General features: G+C 38.5%; 18 protein-coding genes. 4 read left to right on the top strand and 14 right to left on the bottom strand.

Annotation, left to right across the window (positions count from 1 at the left end; translation table 11 throughout):
- Nucleotides 1-19: 19 nt before the first annotated feature.
- The 12 genes from DCC35_RS19935 to DCC35_RS19885 form a co-directional block, all read right to left on the bottom strand.
- Complete coding sequence (locus DCC35_RS19935) at nt 20-1708, bottom strand: TonB-dependent receptor plug domain-containing protein (RefSeq protein WP_175402883.1); 1689 nt, start codon at nt 1706-1708, stop codon at nt 20-22.
- Nucleotides 1709-1785: 77 nt separating this feature from the next.
- On the bottom strand, nt 1786-2529 hold the full coding sequence (locus DCC35_RS19930) for a TonB-dependent receptor (protein WP_137092468.1): 744 nt from the start codon (nt 2527-2529) through the stop codon (nt 1786-1788).
- Nucleotides 2530-2569: 40 nt separating this feature from the next.
- The gene (locus DCC35_RS19925; protein ID WP_137092467.1) at nt 2570-3448 is read right to left on the bottom strand and encodes an alpha/beta fold hydrolase; all 879 of its coding nucleotides are present in this window, start codon (nt 3446-3448) and stop codon (nt 2570-2572) included.
- 221 nt (nt 3449-3669) lie between these two features.
- Nucleotides 3670-5073, bottom strand: coding sequence for a hypothetical protein (locus DCC35_RS19920; RefSeq protein WP_137092466.1), 1404 nt, complete (start codon nt 5071-5073; stop codon nt 3670-3672).
- Between the two features lie 59 nt (nt 5074-5132).
- A complete protein-coding gene (locus DCC35_RS19915; RefSeq protein WP_137092465.1) occupies nt 5133-6626 on the bottom strand; it encodes an acyl-CoA synthetase in 1494 nt (497 codons plus the stop codon).
- Nucleotides 6583-6828, bottom strand: coding sequence for a hypothetical protein (locus DCC35_RS21415; RefSeq protein WP_246070096.1), 246 nt, complete (start codon nt 6826-6828; stop codon nt 6583-6585). Before DCC35_RS21415 ends, DCC35_RS19915 begins: the two co-directional genes overlap by 44 nt.
- 134 nt (nt 6829-6962) lie before the next feature.
- The gene (locus DCC35_RS19910) at nt 6963-8114 is read right to left on the bottom strand and encodes a sodium:solute symporter family transporter (RefSeq protein WP_246070094.1); all 1152 of its coding nucleotides are present in this window, start codon (nt 8112-8114) and stop codon (nt 6963-6965) included.
- 4 nt (nt 8115-8118) lie between these two features.
- Entirely contained in the window at nt 8119-9108 is a 990-nt protein-coding gene (locus DCC35_RS19905; RefSeq protein WP_137092464.1) for a 3-oxoacyl-ACP synthase III family protein, read from the bottom strand.
- A gap of 12 nt (nt 9109-9120) precedes the next feature.
- Nucleotides 9121-9861, bottom strand: coding sequence for a 3-oxoacyl-ACP reductase FabG (fabG, locus tag DCC35_RS19900; RefSeq protein ID WP_137092463.1), 741 nt, complete (start codon nt 9859-9861; stop codon nt 9121-9123).
- A gap of 175 nt (nt 9862-10036) precedes the next feature.
- A complete protein-coding gene (locus DCC35_RS19895) occupies nt 10037-11455 on the bottom strand; it encodes an efflux transporter outer membrane subunit (protein WP_137092462.1) in 1419 nt (472 codons plus the stop codon).
- The gene (locus DCC35_RS19890; protein WP_137092461.1) at nt 11448-14624 is read right to left on the bottom strand and encodes an efflux RND transporter permease subunit; all 3177 of its coding nucleotides are present in this window, start codon (nt 14622-14624) and stop codon (nt 11448-11450) included. The genes DCC35_RS19895 and DCC35_RS19890 overlap by 8 nt, the downstream gene beginning before the upstream one ends.
- A 13-nt stretch (nt 14625-14637) precedes the next feature.
- Complete coding sequence (locus tag DCC35_RS19885) at nt 14638-15765, bottom strand: efflux RND transporter periplasmic adaptor subunit (RefSeq protein ID WP_137092460.1); 1128 nt, start codon at nt 15763-15765, stop codon at nt 14638-14640.
- Nucleotides 15766-15895: 130 nt separating this feature from the next.
- Here DCC35_RS19885 and DCC35_RS19880 point away from each other — a divergent pair, with 130 nt between their 5' ends.
- Both DCC35_RS19880 and DCC35_RS19875 read left to right on the top strand, forming a co-directional pair.
- The gene (locus DCC35_RS19880; protein WP_137092459.1) at nt 15896-16435 is read left to right on the top strand and encodes a DUF1697 domain-containing protein; all 540 of its coding nucleotides are present in this window, start codon (nt 15896-15898) and stop codon (nt 16433-16435) included.
- A 191-nt stretch (nt 16436-16626) separates the two neighbouring features.
- On the top strand, nt 16627-17154 hold the full coding sequence (locus DCC35_RS19875; RefSeq protein WP_137092458.1) for a methyltransferase domain-containing protein: 528 nt from the start codon (nt 16627-16629) through the stop codon (nt 17152-17154).
- Here DCC35_RS19875 and DCC35_RS19870 read toward each other — a convergent pair.
- Nucleotides 17151-19580: a TonB-dependent receptor plug domain-containing protein gene (locus tag DCC35_RS19870; protein ID WP_394347747.1), complete on the bottom strand. Its 2430-nt coding sequence runs from the start codon at nt 19578-19580 to the stop codon at nt 17151-17153. The two genes, DCC35_RS19875 and DCC35_RS19870, sit on opposite strands and share 4 nt — an antisense overlap.
- Nucleotides 19581-19594: 14 nt before the next feature.
- Complete coding sequence (locus DCC35_RS19865; RefSeq protein WP_175402882.1) at nt 19595-19879, bottom strand: carboxypeptidase-like regulatory domain-containing protein; 285 nt, start codon at nt 19877-19879, stop codon at nt 19595-19597.
- A 149-nt stretch (nt 19880-20028) separates the two neighbouring features.
- Here DCC35_RS19865 and DCC35_RS19860 point away from each other — a divergent pair, with 149 nt between their 5' ends.
- Together DCC35_RS19860 and DCC35_RS19855 are read left to right on the top strand one after the other, a co-directional pair.
- Entirely contained in the window at nt 20029-20562 is a 534-nt protein-coding gene (locus tag DCC35_RS19860; protein WP_137092455.1) for a hypothetical protein, read from the top strand.
- 89 nt (nt 20563-20651) lie between these two features.
- Nucleotides 20652-21038 (top strand): nuclear transport factor 2 family protein, encoded by a 387-nt coding sequence (locus tag DCC35_RS19855; protein WP_137092454.1) that lies wholly within the window; start codon nt 20652-20654, stop codon nt 21036-21038.
- Nucleotides 21039-21065: the final 27 nt, after the last annotated feature.

The following is a 21065-nucleotide window of genomic DNA, read 5'->3' as shown; positions in this document are numbered from 1 at the left end:
TCCTCTTATTTACCCAGGATTAATCTTTATTCCAGTCAAGGTTTATTTTAAGTTCAACATTAACTAGTCTTCCAATCATTGGAGATCCGACAAACTCTCTTTGTTCTGTGTCAAATAAGTTAGTTACAGATGCGCCTACATGGAATACTTCGCTCAGCTTATATCCTGCAGAAAGATCGACAGTTGTAAACCCACCTAATGGACCATAATTATAAAGAGTTCCAGGCACTCTGGTGCCCGCACCTTCTTCAGTTGCTATTTGCTGACCTGATCTGAAGTCATACTCAGGAACGATTCGAACATTTACAGAAGCTGAAAACTTATCATCGAAAAGATTTGCTGCTGAAAAGTTAAAGTTCGCTCGATGGTTTGGAGCATTTAAAGTTCTTAATGCAGCTCTTGTTTCAGGAGCTAAATTTTCGAGTGCAGGATCGTCTTCGAATTTATCTTCGTCTGTAATATCAGAGTCGAAGTACATGTATTTTGCACCAATGCTAAATTTATTATTAATGAAATAAGTTAATCCGATATCCGCACCATATGAGCTGACTTCCCCATAATTCAGATAGGTAATATGAAGGTTGCCATATTCCTCAGGGATATCAGTATCACCTTTTTTGATAATTTGTTCACCGGTAATTGTCAGTTCTGCTGGGTTAACCTGGAAAAGGGACACTGCAGGACTTAAGAAATCACGGCTTTTAGAATACCAGCTAGTGAAATCTACAGCAAGTTTTTCAGCCAACATACCTTTATAACCAAATTCAAAAGTATTTACTTTTTCAGGCTGTAAAGGATCTATTGTGCGGGTGTCTCCATATGTGATTGATCCGTCGATCAGACTTTGAGTGAATTCACGAGTCGTAAGGCCTTCACCGCTACCAATAATTGCTCCACCTGCAAATGGAAACAGAAATTCCATAAACTGGATTGAAGGTGCTGCGTATGCACGGCTGTAAGTCATTCGGAAATTCCCTTTACCTGCTTTAGCAGTCAGCGCTAATCTCGGGCTAAATTGAGTATCGTAATAGTCATGCTTATCGATTCTGGCAGCGCCTACGAATTTAAAGATATCTCCGAATGGTTTTTCGACCTGAAGTACGGCTCCAAACTGATTAATTTTGATTGGGCCGTTAACGTCATAAAGGTAAGTCCCTTCACTATCAGCAATGTCTCTCTGAAAGTTTGCTCCTACTACATAATAAAGATCTTCTCCAATTGTATTGTTATACTGTACCTCTGCATTGAATCTTTGGCTTTTGTCTATAAAGCCAGGGAAGCCTACACCGCCTTCTTCAACAGGTAGAAGAGATTTTCTCTTAGCTTCAGCCTCGTTTTCTCCAGCAGCCAGAAGAGCGTGATAATTGTTAGTTCTGCCATTGATCTGATAAGTGTTTCCAGCGTCATTCCAGGTATTGTAAACCGTTGCATACCAGTGATCAGAAACTAGTCTGGCATTCAGGTACTGAAAATTCCAGCCATTGATCTGGTTTCTACCCAGATTGGTTACGCCAATATTTGATCCTTCACCATATCCATAGTCGAGAATAATATCAGTTGAATTATTCAACTCATAGTATAAGGCTGCATTTGTTCTGATAATTTCAAAATTAAAATCCGGATCAAGTTCTGGTTGGGCTCCTGCAGTCGGAGTATATACAGTATCAATAAATTCAAAGTCCTCACCTCTTGTGTACTCAAAATTCACTTTGAAGGATAAAGGTGTGTTATCAATAACCTGGGCATGACGGCCTCGGAAAGAAAGCTGACTTTGGTTTCCGGCACCTAATACAATAGTAGTTCCTTCAGAAGCCCGGGGTCTTTCGTAATGGTGTTTATTACACCTGCATGAGCATTTGGCCCATACAGTGCAGATGCAGGTCCGACAACTACTTCTACTCTTTCGATATCTTCCTTAATGATTGTGTTGTAAATACCTGCTGGCAATCCGGTACCTCCCGGAAGCATGCCATTTCTGCCATCGTTTAATTGAAGCATGCGAACATTAAATGCAGAATTGAATCCTCTGGCATTTATACCTACTCCAATTACTCCTGATCTTACAGCTTCAATCCCCTGAACTTTATTAAGGAATTCGCCGATATTGTAGGTTGGCATGAGGTCAAGGTCTTCAGAATCTATTACTGAGATAGAGGCCGGTGCTTCTGTTATCTTTTCCGGTTTTCGGGTTACAGACACGACAACTTCATCCATTTCCTGAATTGAAGGAGACATGGAAATTGTTCCAAGATTTATATCTGATCCTCCCGGAACTGTTTTTGTAACAGTCTCAAATCCAATGAAAGTAAACATTAAGTTTACACTTTCGTCATTCTCTATTTTAAAGGAAAATGTCCCGTCTGTTTCGGTGATTACACCTGTTCGGGTATCTTCAATAAATACGTTTACTCCGGCCATTCCTTCGTCATTTTCAGCATCGACAACTTTTCCGCTGACGGTATATTGAGCAAGGATAGGCTCGATGCCCGCTATTAAAAGCAGGCAGATAAATAGTAATTTGTTTTTCATGGTTATAAGGGTTGGGTTTTTCGGTTCTACATTTAGTTTTTCAGTTTATAAAATTTTTAATGAGCTCATTAGTTTTTTCGGGTTGCTCGAAGTGAACAAAATGACCTGCATTTTCTATTAATTCCATTTGCGAATCAGGGATTTCTTTATTTGCTATTTTAGCGATATCAGCAGTAGTCATTTCCGGATGCAGATACTTATTTGGTATCAGTTTATCTTGCTTGCCATATATTATTAAAACTGGCGGTTTAAGGTCACCCAGTTTTTCAAAAACAGGTTCGTTGACCATACCTCTTATTCCTTCTGTGATGGTATAGCAATAGTTCATGAAGTCTGGTGATTCTTTTATCATCATTCGGTCCTCATACATGAATTCAGCATCATCAGGCATTTCATGAAAATTAGCCTCCAGGTTAATTCTATATTGCTCGTCACTAACTGAGGCAGTTTGTTCAGGAGTTATTGCTCTGAACATCGCTTTTTGCTGTTCGCTAAATGTTTCAATTCCGGCAGGAGCAGAAAGAATGAGAGATTTTATCCGGCCAGGATTATCAAGTGCCATATGCATTGCGATCTGGGCTCCCATTGAATGACCGGCTATGTGAAATTTTTTGATATCTAAAGAATCCATTAAAGCAAAAAGATGCTCTTTATGAAAACTCATATTTGCTTTAAATTTTCCTTTAGAAGACTTGCCATAACCGGGAAGGTCCACAACAACGCACCGAAAATTTTCTTTTAGTTCTGAAATGTTCTTTTTCCAGGCAGGAGCGTAGCTTCCCATGCCGTGTATGAATAATATCGGTTCACCTTTTCCAATATCCGCGTAGGCTATATTTATATTTTTGACCACCTCTTTCTTATCCATAGGATAGGGGTAGTCTAATTCCATAAATGCATCTTGTGCCTTTGTGTTCATTGGATTTAGAATTATTAAATAGATTACCGATAGTATTTTTATGAATTGTCTCAAAGTCCTTTTAAAAATTTTATATTTAATCGTTTTACTAATGTAATAGTGTGTGGTCTTTAGTAAATGCCAATAAAAATTCTATTAGGGTTGACTTTTGTGTTTTTATATGTAAAAAAGTTCTCTTAAATAGAGATAGAGTTGTTTGTTTTGTGAAATTTTAGGCTCGACTATTTTATTTTGACCTCTGGAATTTTTTTTCTTATTTCAATTTTTAGCTCTTCAATTATTTGTTTTTGTTTATCAGGATGTTCCCCTCCATTAAGAATAGATCTTAGAGAATTATTTAATTCATTGATCTCAATTATTTCTGACTGATATCTGGCTGCTTCGAAATACCATTGGATGGCTGGCAAAGAATTGATTCTCTTCAGATATTTTCTCTCTTTTTCAATGAGATTCAATTTTTGAGAGTATTGAATTATTTTTTTGTAATCACCTTTTAAAAATAGCGATCTGAAAAATACACTGAAAAATAAATGCCAGCGATGTCTTAATATCTCATTTTTATTGGCCATGAGGAATATTTCTGCATGCTGAGCAGCTTCTTTATACTGTCCGTTTTGGGTGAGTGCAGTAATATATTGAGCAGTGAAACTCGTTTTATGGTGAAAATTTGATGTAGTTTTTACATCGGGGAAAACATCCTGCATTAATTTCAAAGCATCATTTAAAGCGCCTTTTTTTAAGAGAACAGCACAAAGGTTGTTGGCATAGTGTAGGTAGTCGCTGTTTTTTTCACTGATAGAAAGCCAACCGTATTTTTCGGCAAGGTCTAGCCTGTTTGCTTTTGAGTGATACAATAATCTGTTTCCGTAATAATTGATCAGAATCCTTCGACTGTAAAATTTACCTGAGGCAAGTACCGGATCAATTTCTTCAAAAAGAGCCTCCATTTTATCTTGAAGGTTGTAGTTGAAATATAAAAATACTAGCCTGACCAATGCGTAATATCTATTCATTCCATCCATCAATGGATCGCGAAATATTGTGAGGAGCCAGCTTTCCCACTGTCTCGATTCTATATCATTATAAGTGTATTGCTGAATAATATCATTAGTAGCTTTTTGAATACGCATATAAACCATCCGGCAATGGTCGTACTGAGATTTATACTTATTGATAAAGTCTTCAATGATATGATATTCCTTATGCCTCATCCTTACAAGAAGGAAATTCAGAAAGTGCAACCCGAGCTCATATCGCTTCATGAAATAATATTCATCCTGCTCGGTATTGTTGATTATTTTCAAGAGTTGCTTTTCCTGACCCTGAGATAAGTTATCATTCATCAGGTTGTTTTCAAGTTCTATAAGTAGACTAAACTCTGCATCTACATCTGCTGCACGGAGCTTTTCCTGCATCCAGCGCATAATTCTTGAAAATTTTCTTTTATCGATGTGAGTACTGAAAATATTGTTATCAGCATTTTTATTTACGTACTCGTTTGTTTGATTTAAAATGGTAAGGTTGTCGGAATCTTCAAATTGTTGAATATCCAACAGGTATTTTACTTCATGGGGAAGTAATCCCGAGGCAAACTCGATAAATTTTTTTAATTTCTGCTTCTTCATATCAGGCTCTCCGCTCAAAATAACACAATCCTGAAAATAATAGAAAGATCAAATAATAATTATTCGTTATGAGATAATTGTTTCCTGTCTATTTTTCCAGTGTCATTTTTTGGCAATTCATGAAGGAAGACAAAGTGTTTAGGGACCTTAAATTTTGCCAGACCTGCTTTGCAAAATTCTTCAAGTTCATGTGCAGATAAGCTGCTGTTTTCCCTGACTACTATATAAGCCTTCCCTACTTCTCCCCATTTTTCATCAGCCACACCGATTACTGCTGCCTCACTTACCCGTTCATGTTCAAGAATTCTTCTTTCTACTTCTGCAGGATATACATTTTCACCCCCGGAAATAAACATGTTTTTAATTCTGTCAACGACATACATGAATCCTTCACTATCCTTTTTTAAGATGTCTCCGGTTTTAAACCAATACTCAGAGAAAGCTTTTCTTGTTGCTTCTTTATTTTTCCAGTAGCCAGGAGTAACTACAGGGCCGCTGATCCATAATTCACCACTTTCTTCAGGGCCTGCATCGGTTCCATCTTCCTTAACCAGTCTGGTATTGACATAGAAATTGGGAAACCCGATGCTTCCTCTTTTTCTGATAGCATCTTCAGCTTCCAGTGAGGTGATGTTTGGCCCTGCTTCTGTTAATCCATACCCCTGACGTATTGGGACACCACATTCAGCCCACTTTTCAATAGTGTTTACAGGTAATGCTTCACCTCCAACTATCATGTACCTCATTGAAGAAAAATCAGTAGAGGTAAACTCATTCTCTTCCATCATCATTCTGACCATAGTCGGAACAGCCATGAAAATAGATATTTTTTCTTTTTCCAGTAATTCCAAAGATTGGCCAGCATCAAATTTAGGCATAAGAATTACTGTACCACCAAAATGCAGTATAGGGGTGGTGAGAACATTCCAGCCACCTGTATGAAAAGGTGGCATGACCATCAAAGTAATGTCTTCACCGGTAAGCTTTAATCGAATTGCCGTATTAAGGCTATTCCAAAGCATCATGCCGTGAGTGTAAATGGCTCCTTTTGGAAAGCCGGTTGTCCCTGATGTATATAAAATCAGGCATGGGTGATCTTTTTCTACTGGTATATTGTTAAAATCACTTTCTCTGTCTTTGTTATTATTGACAAAGGACCTCAACTCTTCCCAGCTCATTAATCTTTTTTGAGAATCTTTAACTTGATCATCTAAAAGTTCAGAAAACTGATCTTCATAAATGATCAGAGAAGGTTCTGAGTTTTTAATTAGAAAAGTTATTTCTGCTGCTGAAAGTCTGTAGTTGACTGGCACCAGGATGATCCCAGTCTTTTGAGCTGCACTAAAAAGAGTGATGTATTCCGGATTAAAGCTGGATAAAATTAAGACTCGATCTCCTTTTCTGATATTTAGATCGACAACGAAATGTCTGGATAGTTCACATGATGAATTATTAATTTCTCTATAGGTATAAGAAATACTTTCATCTGCTAACTTTACAGCTGTTTTTTCAGGCTGATACCCGCTCCATTTTTGAAACCAGTCTGTTGTCATGTTCCTTTTTTCTGTAAATGATGAAAAATAGTCCACCTGTTATGACAGATGATAAAATTGCTATCGCAGATGGAATTGCCGGGTTTTTAACCGGGGCATCCATATATGGCGTAAGTTCGAGATAATAAATCGAGAAGTGCACAACTACCGCTGTAATTGCTGCTGCAACAGGTGCAATCTTTGGGACGTTTTTGAAAAACATGCCGAATATCACTGGAACAAACGCTGCTGAAAAATAAGCGTAAACTCCATTTTGAGCAAAAATTGCAACACTTAAATCAGGATCAACGAGTTGTCGATAGCTAAAAAAGAAGGATAAAACAGCCAGGGCTACAATTACAACTTTATTAATTCTGATGCTCTGTTTGTCTGAGAAGCTTTTTTACCCGAAGATTTAGCTTTGATGCCTCCGATCAGATCTGCAGTTATAGTCGTAGAAAGAGCCTGGATCAGGCCTTCTAATGTTGACATACCCGCAGAGATCAAGCCAAATATAAGTAGCAGAACAATGTATTTCGGAAACTGACTTATCACGTAGGTCGATACCAATGAATCTGGTGCAATAGCTTCGCCCTGATAAGTCATATCCGGAAATGTGATCCTTGCATATAATCCAACTACAATCACAAGAAAGAATATAGCTTGTACAATCGTTCCAGCTATCAGATACTTATTTACCTCTTTATCACTTTTTAATAGCAGGGATTTTGTGAGGATATGAGGCTGGCAAATCACCGCTATACCGACCATGATCTGACAGAAAATGATCTCAAAATAGTCTCTGAATAAATAGCTGTCCGGATTTAAAGGCTTTGCTAATATTGGATTTATATGTTCAAGCCTGCCCAGAAATTCATCGATCCCCCCTCCAAAATAATCGAAACCTGATGAAATCAGAATTACCGCAACTATGAGCATTGAAAACGCCTGTAAAGTATTGGTATACACCATTGCATTGGCTCCCCCGATCATCATATAACTAAAAACAACGATCACAACTCCTGCAAGAACCCAAACAGGATCTGTATTGAGAGCTGCGGATAATACCTGGGTAATTCCGACACAGATAAGTACAATAAAAGTGATCAGCAGAAGTGATAAGAATGCAAAGAACAAATTAAAGTTTTCGCTTTTATATCTTTTGCCAATCCATTGAGCAAGACTAATCGCTGATACCTTGGCACCGAATTTTCTGAATTTTTTAGAAAGAATAATCAGTGAGATTATAGCTGCAGCCGGAAGTACAAGCCCATAAGATATGAAACCGCTGATGCCATATTTTCCAATCAATCCGGGATTTATAATAAACGTGGCAGCACTGGTGGTTGACGCAGCCAGCGAAAGCCCGACAAAAGCCGGTGAAAATCTCAGATTTCCCAGGGCGTAGTCATTGATGTTCTGAGTCTTTCCGGATCCCCTGTAAATAAGGAATGCTACAAAAAGGCCATAGCCAATCAATAACAGGATGGTTAATGATGAAATTTCCATAATATTAAAGCTTAAATGCAGCGGCTGCGAAAGCTAATCCACCACCTGATCCAATAAAAAATACGATATCTCCACTGCCTACTTTTCCTTCTTTAACAGCTTCGTCAAGAGCCATCGGAATTGCTGCTGAACCAGTGTATCCATATCGATCCATTATATAATGAGCTTTATCATGCGGCAGGCCAAGATTGTCAAGCATTTGATGGATGCTACTGATGTTGATCTGAGTCATGAAAAACATTTTTACATCTTCAGCTTTAAGATTATTCTCTTCCATTAACCGCTGAGCCATTTCCGTCCAATTGGTCGGGTTGAGCTCTTTAGGGAATTTTTTAACGAATTGGAGTTGATGGGTTCGGTCTGTCAGAACATCAGTAGTGACAGGTTGCTTAGCACCTCCTGAATAGATGCCCATCCAGTCGTGATATTCTCCACAGGTAAACTGGTGAGCACTCATGAACCCTCTATCAGCTTCTTCTGTGGATTTTAGAATAACAGCACCTGCACCATCAGCAAACAAAGTGACCGTTTTTTTATCTTCCTTGTTCAGGTGTTTACTCATTGCATAAGCACCGATAACTAGAATATTTTTGTATTGGGAATCAGCTTTGATATATTTTGAGGCTGTATCTAGTGCGGTTACAAAACCTGCACAAGCCGTGTTGAGGTCAAAAGTGCCTGCTCTTTTCGCACCAATCCTATGCTGGACAACTGATGCTGTTGAAGGTGAAATAAACTCAGGGGTATCTGTTGATACAATGATCATATCCAGATCAGAAGCATTAACTCCTGCTGATTTTAGTGCTTCAATAGCCGCATTTTCACATAAGTCAGCTGTACTTTCATCTTCTTTGCACCAGTGTCTTTCACGGATGGTTAGATTTTCCACCAGCCAGGTATCCACATCTTCTCCCAGCTGTTCATTAAAATGTTTATTGGTAAGAATAAGCTCAGGAACATAAGATCCTGTGCCGGCTATAATGGCATTTCTCATGGTTAATTCAGTTTAAAGGGTTACAGCTCCATCGACACTGATGGTTGTTCCGCTGATAAAAGAGGCTTCGTCAGAGGATAGAAAAGCATATACATTTGCTATTTCTTCTGGTTTTCCAAATCTGCCGAGAGGGGTTTTACCATTGATCATATCGATGACTTTTTGTGGTATTGTCTCGATCATTTCCGTAGCAATAAATCCTGGAGCTACCGCATTGACAGTAATGCCCTTTCTCCCCAGTTCTTTCGCCCATGTTTTAGTCATGCCGATCACACCGGCTTTAGTAGCTACGTAATTAGTCTGGCCGAAATTACCATAGAGTCCTACGACAGACGAAGCATTAATAATTCTACCTGAACCTTGTTCGATCATGTATTTGCTAACTGCCTTAGTACAATAAAAAACGCCACTCAGATTAACATCAATTACATTCTGCCATTGCTCCTCAGTGATCTTTGCCAGAGTTGCATCTTTGGTGATGCCGGCATTATTGACCAGAATATCTATTTTACCGAAATCCTGTTTTACTGCTTCAGCTGCATCTTCAACAGCCTTTAAATCTGTTGTGTCAACTTTATAAAATTTTACCTTTATGTCACCACCGGCGAATTGCGATGCAGCTTTTTTTCCTTTTTCTTCCTGGACATCCCAGATCGCTACATTCGCACCTTCATTAATGAACTTTTCAACGGTTGCGTATCCTATTCCGGATGCACCCCCGGTTATGATTGCTACTTTATTTTTTAATTTCATATTTTTTATTCGGTTAGATTTCAAATATGCTTTGTGATAAATTTTTAATCTAACTTCTTATGAAATTGAAGGGGTGGACTTTTGTGTCTGTTGAGGGGTTAAGTTCTGTTTAAATGGTTAAATATACTATAGAGATAGGTGGACTTTTGTTAAATGAAAATGCTATTTAGGTAATTTATTCATCTATAACCCATCCTCCGCCAAGCGCTTTATACAGACTTGCATAGGAAGAAAGTAGTTGTCGCAGGGTTCCGGCGAGGTTTTGTTGAGATTCAAAATATTGTCTTTGAGATTCCAGGTATTCCAGATAGCTGGTTTGTCCCTGGTCATACCTGTTTTGCGACAGCATTTGAGCACTGGCTGCTGCCTCCACATGTTGTCTTCTTGCAATTAACTCTTCTTTGAGTGTGGATATTTCAATATAAGTGTCTTCAACATCCCGAAATGCATTCAATAAAGTCCTTTCATAGCTGAAAACAGATTGTTCTCTAATGCTTTTTTCAGTGTCAGCAATTCTTTTTAACCTGTTCCAATTAAATAACGGACCTAAAATTGAGCCACTAATGCTCCAGATCATTGTGCCATTGCTAAAACTTAAAGGGTCTGTCATTGCATAGCCTATGGATCCATTAAAACTTATCGCAGGCAGCCTGTTAGCCTGGGCAACCCCTACCAGGGCATTTTGAATGATTACTTCCTGCTCTGCTACAACCACATCGGGTCTTCTGGTAAGTAAATCGATGGGCAAGACATCCGGAATATAGATCGATGTGTCATGTTTATAAATGTCAATGCCAGTTGGGATCGATTTGGGGTTTGTTCCTGTAAGAACACTAATTAGATTTTCAGTTTTTATAATCTCTCTTTTAAAAACGGGTATAGAACTCGCTGCAATGGCTCTTTGAATCTGAGCCTGGTTGAGATCAATGGCTGGAATAATACCCCTGTCAAAACGCGCTTCAATTATATAGAGCATGCTGTCCCTCAGCGTGAGCGTTTGTTCGGAGATATCCAATCTTTTCCTTAGCTCGAGAAGTTGAAAATATGCATCAGCCAGGGTTGCCAGCAAACTGATCTGGATAGATCTGTATCCATATTCAGTAGCCAGGATCTGAGCTTTTGCTGCTTCATTTAATCGACGGTATTTTCCCCAGAAATCTATTTCCCAATTCATGAACCCAGCACCGTAGGCGAAATTTCTGGTACTACCAACATTTCCATTTAAGAAATTTCCACGGGTCATATTGGCTTCATAACCGAAATAGGGTAGAAGATTTGATCGCTGAATTATTAAATTGAATTGTGCCTGAGCAATATTTTCTGCGGCAATTTTCAGATCCTGATTATTATCCAAAGCAGCATAAACTAGCGAATCGAGCACCGGATCATTAAATATTGCAAACCAGTTAATATCTATCAGGGAGTCAGCAAAGAGTGTATCTGTATTGACTATTAGGTTTTCGTTTGATAATTCCAGATCATTAGCCCTGAATTCATCAGGCACTTCTACCTCCAGGCCTTTATAATTTTGCCCTACTTTACATGAAGAAAGTATTATTAACAGACAAAAAATGTATTGAATAGATTTATTCATTATCTGTTCTGTTTACTGATTTCGAAATAAGGTCTCTTTTCTTTTCATAGCCAGCTACTTTTCCGACTAATACGAATAGCATAGGGTATAAGAAAACTCCCAGTAGTGTTGCTAGTGTCATACCACCAAGCAATGCCATTCCCATTACCTTCCTTGCTTCGGCCCCGGAGCCACTGGCTAGTAGAAGAGGGAAAATACCCAGTATAAAGGAAAAAGCGGTCATTAAAATTGGTCTGAATCTTAATTTTGCAGACTCAACTGCTGCATCAAAAAGAGACATTCCTTCGTCAAATTTTATTTTTGCGAATTCGACGATGAGAATTGCGTTTTTCGCAGCCATGGCGATCAGCATTACTAATGAGATCTGAGCAAAAATATTTACAAGAAAAGACTCATTAAAAAGCCTGGCAACATAGAGAAATAATAAAGCTCCAAAAACAGCAAAAGGAGTTCCTAGCAAGATAGCAAAAGGCATTGACCAGCTTTCGTATTGAGCTGCCAGAATAAGAAACACAAAGAATAACGAGAAACTGAAAATAATGCCCAATTGACCGGAAGATTTTTTTTCCTGGTAACTCATCGCATTAAATGCAAAAGACATATTTTCGGGAAGAGTTTCTGCAGCTACTTCTTCAAGTGCGTTTAACGCATCCATAGAACTATATCCCTGTGCCGGAGCACCGGTAACTTCAACAGCCCTGTATAGATTGAATCTGTTTGTATAATCAGGCCCTGATGTTTTATTAACATCAACAAAGGTAGAAACCGGAACACTTTCTCCCCGGTTATTTTTCACATAGAAGAGATTTAATCCGTCTTCATTTTGACGATATTCAGGCTCGGCCTGTACGTAAGCCTTATATAAACGGCCAAATCTATTAAAATCATTCACGTAAGCACCACCGAGAAAAGCTCCAAAGGTGCTGTAAATATCATTTAAGCTAACTCCGGATTTGAGGATTTTTTCTGTGTTTAATGCCATTGAACGCTGTGGTACACCCGCTTGAAAAGTAGTAAATGCAGATGCGATTTCCGGCCTTTGCTGGGCAGCCTGAATAAAGGCATAACTATTCTTGGCCAAATAAGCGGGGTCCTTCCCTTCTTTATCCTGGATCATAATGCTGAATCCTGATCCGTTACCTAAGCCGGGAATAGCCGGAGGTCCAAATGCAAATACCTGGGCTTCCTTAATTGCTTGTGCAAATTGACCATTTAATTGCCTGAGCATTGTATTTACTGTAATCTCCCTGTCGTCCCAGTTTTTAAGCTTTACGAAAATAAAGCCCGAGTTTGGAATGAAAGAACCAGCAAGCATACTGAATCCGGAGACAGTAGTGACGTATTCAACATTTTCATTTTGCATTAACATTTTCTCAACCTTTTGAGCTACCTGGTCAGAACGTTGTAATGAGGCTGCATTCGGTAATTGGATATTTACAAAGAAATAACCCTGGTCTTCTTCTGGAAGAAATCCCGAGGGAATATTCGCCCCCACTAGCCATGCAGCCAGACCTGTGATTAATACATAAATTATTCCTCGTTTGAATTTTCCGGTTATTACACTGGCATAAGAAGTGTAGGAATTGGTACTTCGGTCAAACCAATTGTTGAATTTATCAAATCCTTTACTTAAAAATCCTTTGCCTTCAGTTTTTGGTTTTAGTAATAAGGAACATAATGCCGGACTCAATGATAAGGCATTGATTGATGAGAAAACGACAGAAACGGCAATTGTTATAGCAAACTGCTGGTAAAGACTTCCTGTAATTCCCGCCATTGCGGCTACGGGAATAAATACTGCTACCATTACCAGGGTTGTGGCAATTACCGGGGCTGTTACTTCACGCATAGCTGCACTGGTAGCTTCCTTGGGATTCATGCCATTGTCCATGTTTACCTGAACAGCCTCAACAACTACAATGGCATCATCTACTACTATACCAATGGCAAGAACCAATCCGAGTAAGGAAAGAGTGTTAATCGTAAATCCCAGTAATGGAAACAACATGAATGCAGCAACCAATGATACAGGTATTGCTAAAGTCGGAATCAGGGTCGCTCTCCAATCCTGGATAAAAATAAATACAACCAGAATTACCAAAAGTAGGGCAATGATCAAAGTCTCAATGATCTCGTCTATTCCTGCTACAATCGGTTCTGTAGCATCCAGTGATACTGAGTATTTAATTCCTTCAGGAAAATTCTCTGATAGTTCTTCCATAGTTTGGGTTACCCTCGCTGCCAAATCAACGGCATTAGAACCCGGAGCCTGATACAAGGCAAGCATTGCACATTCTTTTCCATTTAATCTGGTAATGGCATTGTAGGTCTCAGTTCCCAATTCGACACGGGCAATGTCTCTAATTAATACCTTGCTTCCATCGGGATGAGATCTGACCACTACTTTTTCAAACTCTTCTTTCGTGACCAATCTATCCGGTAGCCTTACAGTATAAGTAAATTCAGTACCCGGAGGAGCCGGTTCTGCTCCAAATTTTCCACCGGGAACAATAACATTTTGCTGTCTGATCGCATTAGTTATTTCAGGAATAGTAATACCTCTTTTCGCCAGGATATCCGGTTTTACCCATATTCTCATAGAATAATCACTGGCTCCCATTACCTGGACCCTTCCAATACCTTTAATTCTTGCCAGTTGATCCTGAACATTTATAATTCCGTAATTGCCCAAAAACTCCTGGTCATACCTGCCATCCGGTGAGGAAAGAGTGATAAGCATCAGGATGTTGGGCATTGATTTTTCTGTTTTTACACCCAGTCTTTTAACCTCTTCCGGAAGTTTGGGAGTTGCTGCAGAGGTCCTTGTTTGAGTAAAAACAGTATTCATATCCGGGTCTGTTCCCAGATCGAATGTTATTTCGAGGCTCATTGTTCCATCATTAGCATTGGTGGATTTCATATATAGCATGTTTTCCACACCATTTATTTGTTGCTCCAGGGGAGCAGCTACTGATTGTTCAACGCTTATGGCATTTGCCCCGGTGAAAGATGTTGATACTCTTACTACAGGAGGTGTGATGTTAGGATATTGCTCGATTGGTAAATCTAAAAGAGAAACTCCCCCTATGATCACTAAAAATATTGCGATAACGATCGCTACTATAGGTCTTCTAACAAAAAAAATGTGCTTTTCATCGAGGTTGTCCATATTTTGATCAGTTTTACTTAACCTGAGACTTGAAATCGGTAATCTTTGGGTTGATAGTCATTCCATTAGATACTTTTTGTATACCCTCAAATACAATCTTATCTCCCTTATTTAATCCGGATTTAACAATGTAGTAATCGTTATAAGGAGATAGTATTTCAATTTGTTGTTGTTCTATTTGGTTGTCAGTATTTACTTTCCATACGGAAAAACGTCCTTGAATTTCAGATACTGCTCGCTGGGGAACTAACAGAGCATCGTCCAGAGATGATACTGTAGCTCTGACTTTTGCAAATTGGCCGGGACGGACTATCCTTCCGGGATTGGGGAAAGCTGCCTGTATGAGTATTGCTCCTGTTGAGGCATCTACCTGCCTGTTAATAAAATTTACCTTACCCCGGTATGGAAATACCGATCCATCAGCCAAAACTAGTTTGAGAGGCACCTGTCTTCTTTGACCAGCATTGGTGTCCTTGTTCTTTTCAATATGATCCATGATTTTTAAATAATCATTTTCAGTAAGAAAAAATTCGACATGAATAGTATCAATTTTTGATACTGTATTCAGGTTAACAGAGCCCGGAGAGTTGCCAATATATTCTCCCTCCTTTACATTCGTTTTACCAATTATGCCATCTATGGGTGATTTCACATTAGTATAACCTAGATTGATCTCCTTCATGTTAACATTGGCCCTTGCAGCTTGAAGATTCGCTTCGGCTGCATCCCTTGATGCAATTGCCGCATCGAGATCTTTTTTACTCACAGCATTCATTTCTGCTAATGGTTTGATTCTCTCCAGGTCGTTTTCTGCTTTAACCAGCCTGGTATTTGCTGCTGCTAATTCACTTTCGGCTGCTACTACTGATTCTTTGAAGGGTTGGGGATCTATGGTATATAACAATTGCCCTTTTTTTACCGGCAAACCTTCTTTGAAATGGATGCCCTCCAGAAATCCCGCAACCCTTGCTCTAATTGGAATATCCTGCCTGCCATAAACCTGGCCAACAAACTCCTGTTCAAGAAAAACGCTATCTGATTTAATTTCAACCACCGGTATTTCAACTGGAGAATCGTTCCGGACTTCCTTTTTGGCACATGAGGTTAAAAAGATAATGGATATTAAAAGTAAAAATCTCATCTTTATATTCCTTTAAAAAGCTGTTTAATACAGCGAGGTGAGAGTGTATTATACTGATATTAAATTATAATATTCTTATTTTAAAACAAAGTGATTTTGCTTATTATTTGTTTATTATACATATAACCATATGAAAAGAAAGATTTGCCTTTTGAGAGGTGTTAATGTCGGAGGTAAGAACAAAATCAAGATGAAGGAATTTAGAGAGCTTCTCGAGTCCTCCGGTTTTCGAAATGTATCGACTTATATACAAAGTGGAAACATGGTTTTCGACTATCAAGAGGAAGACTGTATCAGAATTGCAACTAATATTAAGAAGTTGATTTTAGATAAATATTCATATGATGTTTCCTGCCTGGTGATTCAGCCTGAAAAATTGGAGGGTATCTTAAGAAGCCTCCCGTCAAAAATTTCTGAAGGCAGGTCATCTAAGAAAATCTATTTTATGCTACTTGATGATACTCCTGATTCAGATCGCATAAAAACGTTAATAGAGGATTTTTCCTACGAACCTGAACGTTTTGAAATACTTGATGATGTGGTCTATTATTCGATTCCGGATCATATAAGTCCAGGAAAGCTTAATACTAATTTATTTGAAAATAAACTTAAAATTACCGGAACCACTCGAAATCAAAATACTATAGAGAAATTATTAGAAATGGTGTAGTGTGTTGATAAATAACATAATCTAGAATCAAACTGCTTTGGTTAAATTGAACTTTTATATAAGGAAGATTTTTATCGATCTGTTAGTGATATATCCGTTTCTTATTAATCGAATTTTGTTACTCAGTCAGGATGATCTATTTTTGATTTTTACCAATTAAATAGATTGATTTAATCACTTTACAGAGTGTTATGGAAAAAATAGATAGGAAGAGGCATGATAAAAGGTATCAAAAGACTATTGGCTTTATAAAAAAGCACCTTGGGGAAGGAGCTAAGATTCTTGATCTGGGGATTCAAAATCCCTTTTCAGAGATTATGGCTGAGGAGGGATACCAGGTAATTAATACCAAAGGTGAAAATCTGGATGATGAATATGATAAATACACTGACCTGGATGTTGATGTGGTAACTGCCTTCGAGATTTTTGAACACTTGTTTGCTCCTTATAATTTTCTGAAAAATACTACTGCAACAAAACTTTTTGCTTCTGTACCCTTAAAATTATGGTTTTCCGATGCTTACTGGAATGAGAAGGATGACTGGGATAAGCATTATCATGAGTTTGAGCCCAAGCAATTTGATTTTTTACTTGAAAAAACCGGCTGGAAGATTGTTGATTCTGAAAAGTGGATGAGTTATGATTCGAAACTTGGTTTCAGGCCTATTTTGAGAAGATTTACACCCCGACATTATATAGTGTATTGTGAACGCGTTTAAAGGTTTTGATCATAGATGAATTTCACATAATATAAACCTCCGATTTGTGAACTGCCAAAGCTGGTAACATAGTAGTCATTAAGGATATTAGAACCTCCGATTTTTACTGCAGATCTAATTTTAGGCAGACGCCATGTTACCTGGACATCCAGGCTGCCGTATGATGGTATTTCACCTGTTCCAAAAGAAGATTCCCAGATAAATGCTTCCTGCCAATGCCAGTTAATTCCAAAACCGAATTGCTTCCATAAACGATACTTATTTAAGTAAAGGTTGTATCGGTATTCAGGAGTGTTAAACCTGGTTTGGAAGCCTTGTTGGAATTCCTGGTTTTCACCTAGCGTGCTATACGATACATTTCCTCCAAGAATGAAGCTTCCCGGTAGCATCCAGTCAATACCCATTGCCCATCCCCAGTTAATTACTTTTTGATCCTGACTAATAACAGTTTGATATCTTTGCTCTTCGGGAGTATAAGGATCCTGAACAACCAGGAGGTTTCCCTGAAACCCATCATATTGATTAACAAAAATTTCGGCATCGATCATCAGACTTTTCTGAAGAAGCAGGCCTTTGTATCCCAGTTCATAAGAAACCAATGTTTCGGCTCTGAAAGATGGTTTTTCATCGTAAATTGCTGTCGTATCGGGTTGAGAGGTTATCGGGTCAGAACCATTTAACGGGTAGGTTGGTTGGGTAAAAAGGCCGTATTTGTCAAGTATTTCATCCTGGCCGCCTATAGTCTGGACAGGACCGACTTGAATGTCAAGCCATTGATCTGCTATAGCAGGAAATCTGAACGCAGACTGGACGGAAGATCTAATATTGTGTTCTTTGTTTTTACCAAGAGAAATAACTGCTGATGCTCGAGGAGTGAACCTGCCTTTAAAATTTTCGTCTTTATCGTATCTTGATGATAAATTGATTCGTAATTTATCATCAAAATAGGAGTCGATGAACTGAATGAATCCTCCATATTGATAGGTGGTTATCGGATTTCCCGGGGTGTCATAAAATACAGTTCCATCACTATCGATGTTAAATAACCTGTACTGAAAACCGGCTATTAATTCGAATTTTTTTACCAGACGGGAAAAATTATAAATTCCTTCAAACTGACTCAGAGCACTAAAGTCCAAAACTCTGGATCCACCCTGACCAATTGGTTGTTCTGAAATCTGATTTTTATATTGATTAAATTGGTTTGTTCCTCCCAGGGGTTTAGCGGGTTTTTCAGGATCCTGAATATTGCCATTAATATCTCTATTGTCTGCATTTAACAGGGCAAACCGATGAGCACTTTCCCTGTCTAAATTAAACCCGAGCTTCCCGGTAAGGTATCCCTGAATATAATCCTGAAACCATACTTCACTGGGCTTCCATGCTTCATTGATCAATGCGGCTGTCGCACCTGCATCGTAGGTATACCCTGCATCTTCTTTTACCCACCAGTATCGAATTTCATAATCGGGGTTTTTTATTTCTGCCTTAACATTATAAAGTCTGAAGTCATTAATTGAAAACCTATTTTGTGCGGAATAGACCGCTTGCCCTTCAGCCATGCCGCCTTGTAAAATGGCTGTAGTGTTTTCATTAAATTTATAATGTGCTGAGAGTATTCCCTTTGCATTATAAGCGTCATAATTCACCAGATCTTTTTCCGCCCATCCACTCCTGGTAACCTTAAAAGGGCCATCTTCTGTAAATGCATTAAAAACTGTATTATAAATCTGATTATACTCATCTGAGCCCGGAGTAGCTCCCTGTGCCCTTGCTGCCTGATCAGCGATCCCCGGTGCTTGTGCCCCGATATCTATGGCTATTTCATCACCATAAATATTTACTCCATCATAATTAGTTGTATTATACCTGTTTCTTGTTGGGTCGTCTAAATTATTTTTGTCCCTGTAATCACTAGCTATCCAGTCTTTTGCCTGCAGGTAATTTCCGGCGAATTTAAATGCGAGTTTTTCACTTAAGACCTTGCTGTATCTAATGTTGATGTCATAATAAGGTGTAGGGCTTGAAGCTTCATCGATGCCAAATCGCATTAAGCCAGTCTGAACGCTTCCTGAGAGTCCTTGAAATTCAAAAGGATCCTTGCTTGTCATGACAAGAGTTCCGTTAAGTCCGCCTGGTCCATAGATCACAGAGGAGGCTCCGGTTACCAGTTCAACACTTTCAACGTCTACCGGAGGTAGTCCCAATAAATTCCCGGCGCTAAAGCTCAGCCCCGGAGCCTGGTTGTTAACTCCGTCGATTATCTGATTGAAGCGGAAATTTGTATTTCCATTAAACCCCCTTGTGTTGACATTTCTCAATGTTATACTCTGAACATTCATGTCTACCCCCTTTAACTTATATAAACCATCATAGAAATTGGCCTGGGGCATCAGTCTTAGATCGACGATGTCTAGCTTTTCGATTGTTACTGGAGAGACTAGAATGCTTTCTTCAACCCGGGAGGCTGAAACAACAATTTCTTCTCCCAGTAGGTTTTTTTCTGCAAGAATAATATTTTTGTATATGTACCTGGAAGAAGGATCGTATCTGTAACGGTTTCATAACCGATCATACTAAAAACAAGTGTTTGAGGTGTTGGAAGGTCTGATTTAAGAGTGAAAGTCCCATCCTCTAAAGTACTATTGCCTTTAAACGTTCCCTGAAAATACACATTTACCCCCTGCAGTGGTTTCCCATCCTGATCTGATACTTTTCCTTTCACAATTATAGACTGTGCCTGGCTATTAAAGGAGAGTAAAAAGACTAATAAATAAGTCCAAAAATAGGGGGCGGAAATGCAATATTTACTTTTAATTATCATTATCTATTTGTATAATCGTAGTCAATATAATTAAAACAATAACGACAATCATGAAAAAGAACCGAATTTTACTTGCGTTACCGCTATTATTTTTAGCACTTTTTATCAATGTTTCATGCGATGATGATGATGATCCACAAGATCCATTGGTGGGATTATATATCTTATCTGATGCGACAACAAATCAAGCAATTGTTGATTCTCAAGATAATGTAATTGCTCCTGCTGGTGCAGATATTACTGCTCAAATCGCTGGTGCATTACTATCTGACGTAAGCTGTACTGATGCGGCAAATGTTCGAGTACAGCTTACTAGTGGTGGAATTGTTAATTACCTATGTAAAGGCGAAGGTGGGGATCCATCACAACAGGGTACCTGGTCGGTAAACGACAGCCGTTCGCAGCTTTTGCTTACTTTAAACATAGGCGGTACTAACGTTCCTGTAACTTTGAACAATCTTGATGAAACTGGTGGAAATATCAATGGTGATGTTGCTCTTCAACTTCCTGGTTCATTATTTGGAGTTGATGATCCGTTTGTATCAATTGATATGAATATCACCTTTACTGAAGATACAATGTAATTTAAATTTTGCGATTTAAATTGTTAGAGCCTGCAAGGATACTTGCAGGCTTTTTTTATATATTTAACAACAATTCAAATCAGTCAATAATGAAATCTTCTGCCGAAATCAATAAACAAAATGCCATTTCATTCTATGATATGATGTTTAATCAATGTCTGCCTGCAGTAGCAGTAAGTAATTTTGTCGGGAGTGAGTATATTCAGCATAACCCGGATGTTGGTGACGGTAAAAATGCTTTTATCGAATACTTTGAAAAGATGGCTATGGAATATCCCGGAAAGAGGGTAGAATTTAAAAGAGCTATTGCTGAAGGAAATTTGGTTGTATTGCATTGTTATCAGCATTGGCCCGGAGATAAAGATTATGCTGGGATTGATATATTTAGATTCGATGAAGAAGGGAAAATTGTTGAACATTGGGATGTGCTACAAGTAATTCCTGATACAGCCAAAAATGATAATGGCATGTTTTAATTTAGTTTTATATCTAATAGATGTTCA

It is taken from the genome of Mangrovivirga cuniculi (assembly GCF_005166025.1).
In the GTDB taxonomy this organism is placed as follows: Bacteria; Bacteroidota; Bacteroidia; order Cytophagales; family Cyclobacteriaceae; genus Mangrovivirga; species Mangrovivirga cuniculi.
This window is presented reverse-complemented; position numbering and strand designations above follow the sequence as displayed.

Coding starts and splice junctions, on each gene's coding strand:
- DCC35_RS19930 (WP_137092468.1), bottom strand. CDS start 2,529: ATGAAAAACAAATTACTATTTATCTGCCTGCTTTTAATAGCGGGCATC.
- DCC35_RS19925 (WP_137092467.1), bottom strand. CDS start 3,448: ATGAACACAAAGGCACAAGATGCATTTATGGAATTAGACTACCCCTAT.
- DCC35_RS19920 (WP_137092466.1), bottom strand. CDS start 5,073: ATGAAGAAGCAGAAATTAAAAAAATTTATCGAGTTTGCCTCGGGATTA.
- DCC35_RS19915 (WP_137092465.1), bottom strand. CDS start 6,626: ATGACAACAGACTGGTTTCAAAAATGGAGCGGGTATCAGCCTGAAAAA.
- DCC35_RS21415 (WP_246070096.1), bottom strand. CDS start 6,828: ATGTTTTTCAAAAACGTCCCAAAGATTGCACCTGTTGCAGCAGCAATT.
- DCC35_RS19910 (WP_246070094.1), bottom strand. CDS start 8,114: ATGGAAATTTCATCATTAACCATCCTGTTATTGATTGGCTATGGCCTT.
- DCC35_RS19905 (WP_137092464.1), bottom strand. CDS start 9,108: ATGAGAAATGCCATTATAGCCGGCACAGGATCTTATGTTCCTGAGCTT.
- fabG (WP_137092463.1), bottom strand. CDS start 9,861: ATGAAATTAAAAAATAAAGTAGCAATCATAACCGGGGGTGCATCCGGA.
- DCC35_RS19895 (WP_137092462.1), bottom strand. CDS start 11,455: ATGAATAAATCTATTCAATACATTTTTTGTCTGTTAATAATACTTTCT.
- DCC35_RS19890 (WP_137092461.1), bottom strand. CDS start 14,624: ATGGACAACCTCGATGAAAAGCACATTTTTTTTGTTAGAAGACCTATA.
- DCC35_RS19885 (WP_137092460.1), bottom strand. CDS start 15,765: ATGAGATTTTTACTTTTAATATCCATTATCTTTTTAACCTCATGTGCC.
- DCC35_RS19880 (WP_137092459.1), top strand. CDS start 15,896: ATGAAAAGAAAGATTTGCCTTTTGAGAGGTGTTAATGTCGGAGGTAAG.
- DCC35_RS19875 (WP_137092458.1), top strand. CDS start 16,627: ATGGAAAAAATAGATAGGAAGAGGCATGATAAAAGGTATCAAAAGACT.
- DCC35_RS19860 (WP_137092455.1), top strand. CDS start 20,029: ATGAAAAAGAACCGAATTTTACTTGCGTTACCGCTATTATTTTTAGCA.
- DCC35_RS19855 (WP_137092454.1), top strand. CDS start 20,652: ATGAAATCTTCTGCCGAAATCAATAAACAAAATGCCATTTCATTCTAT.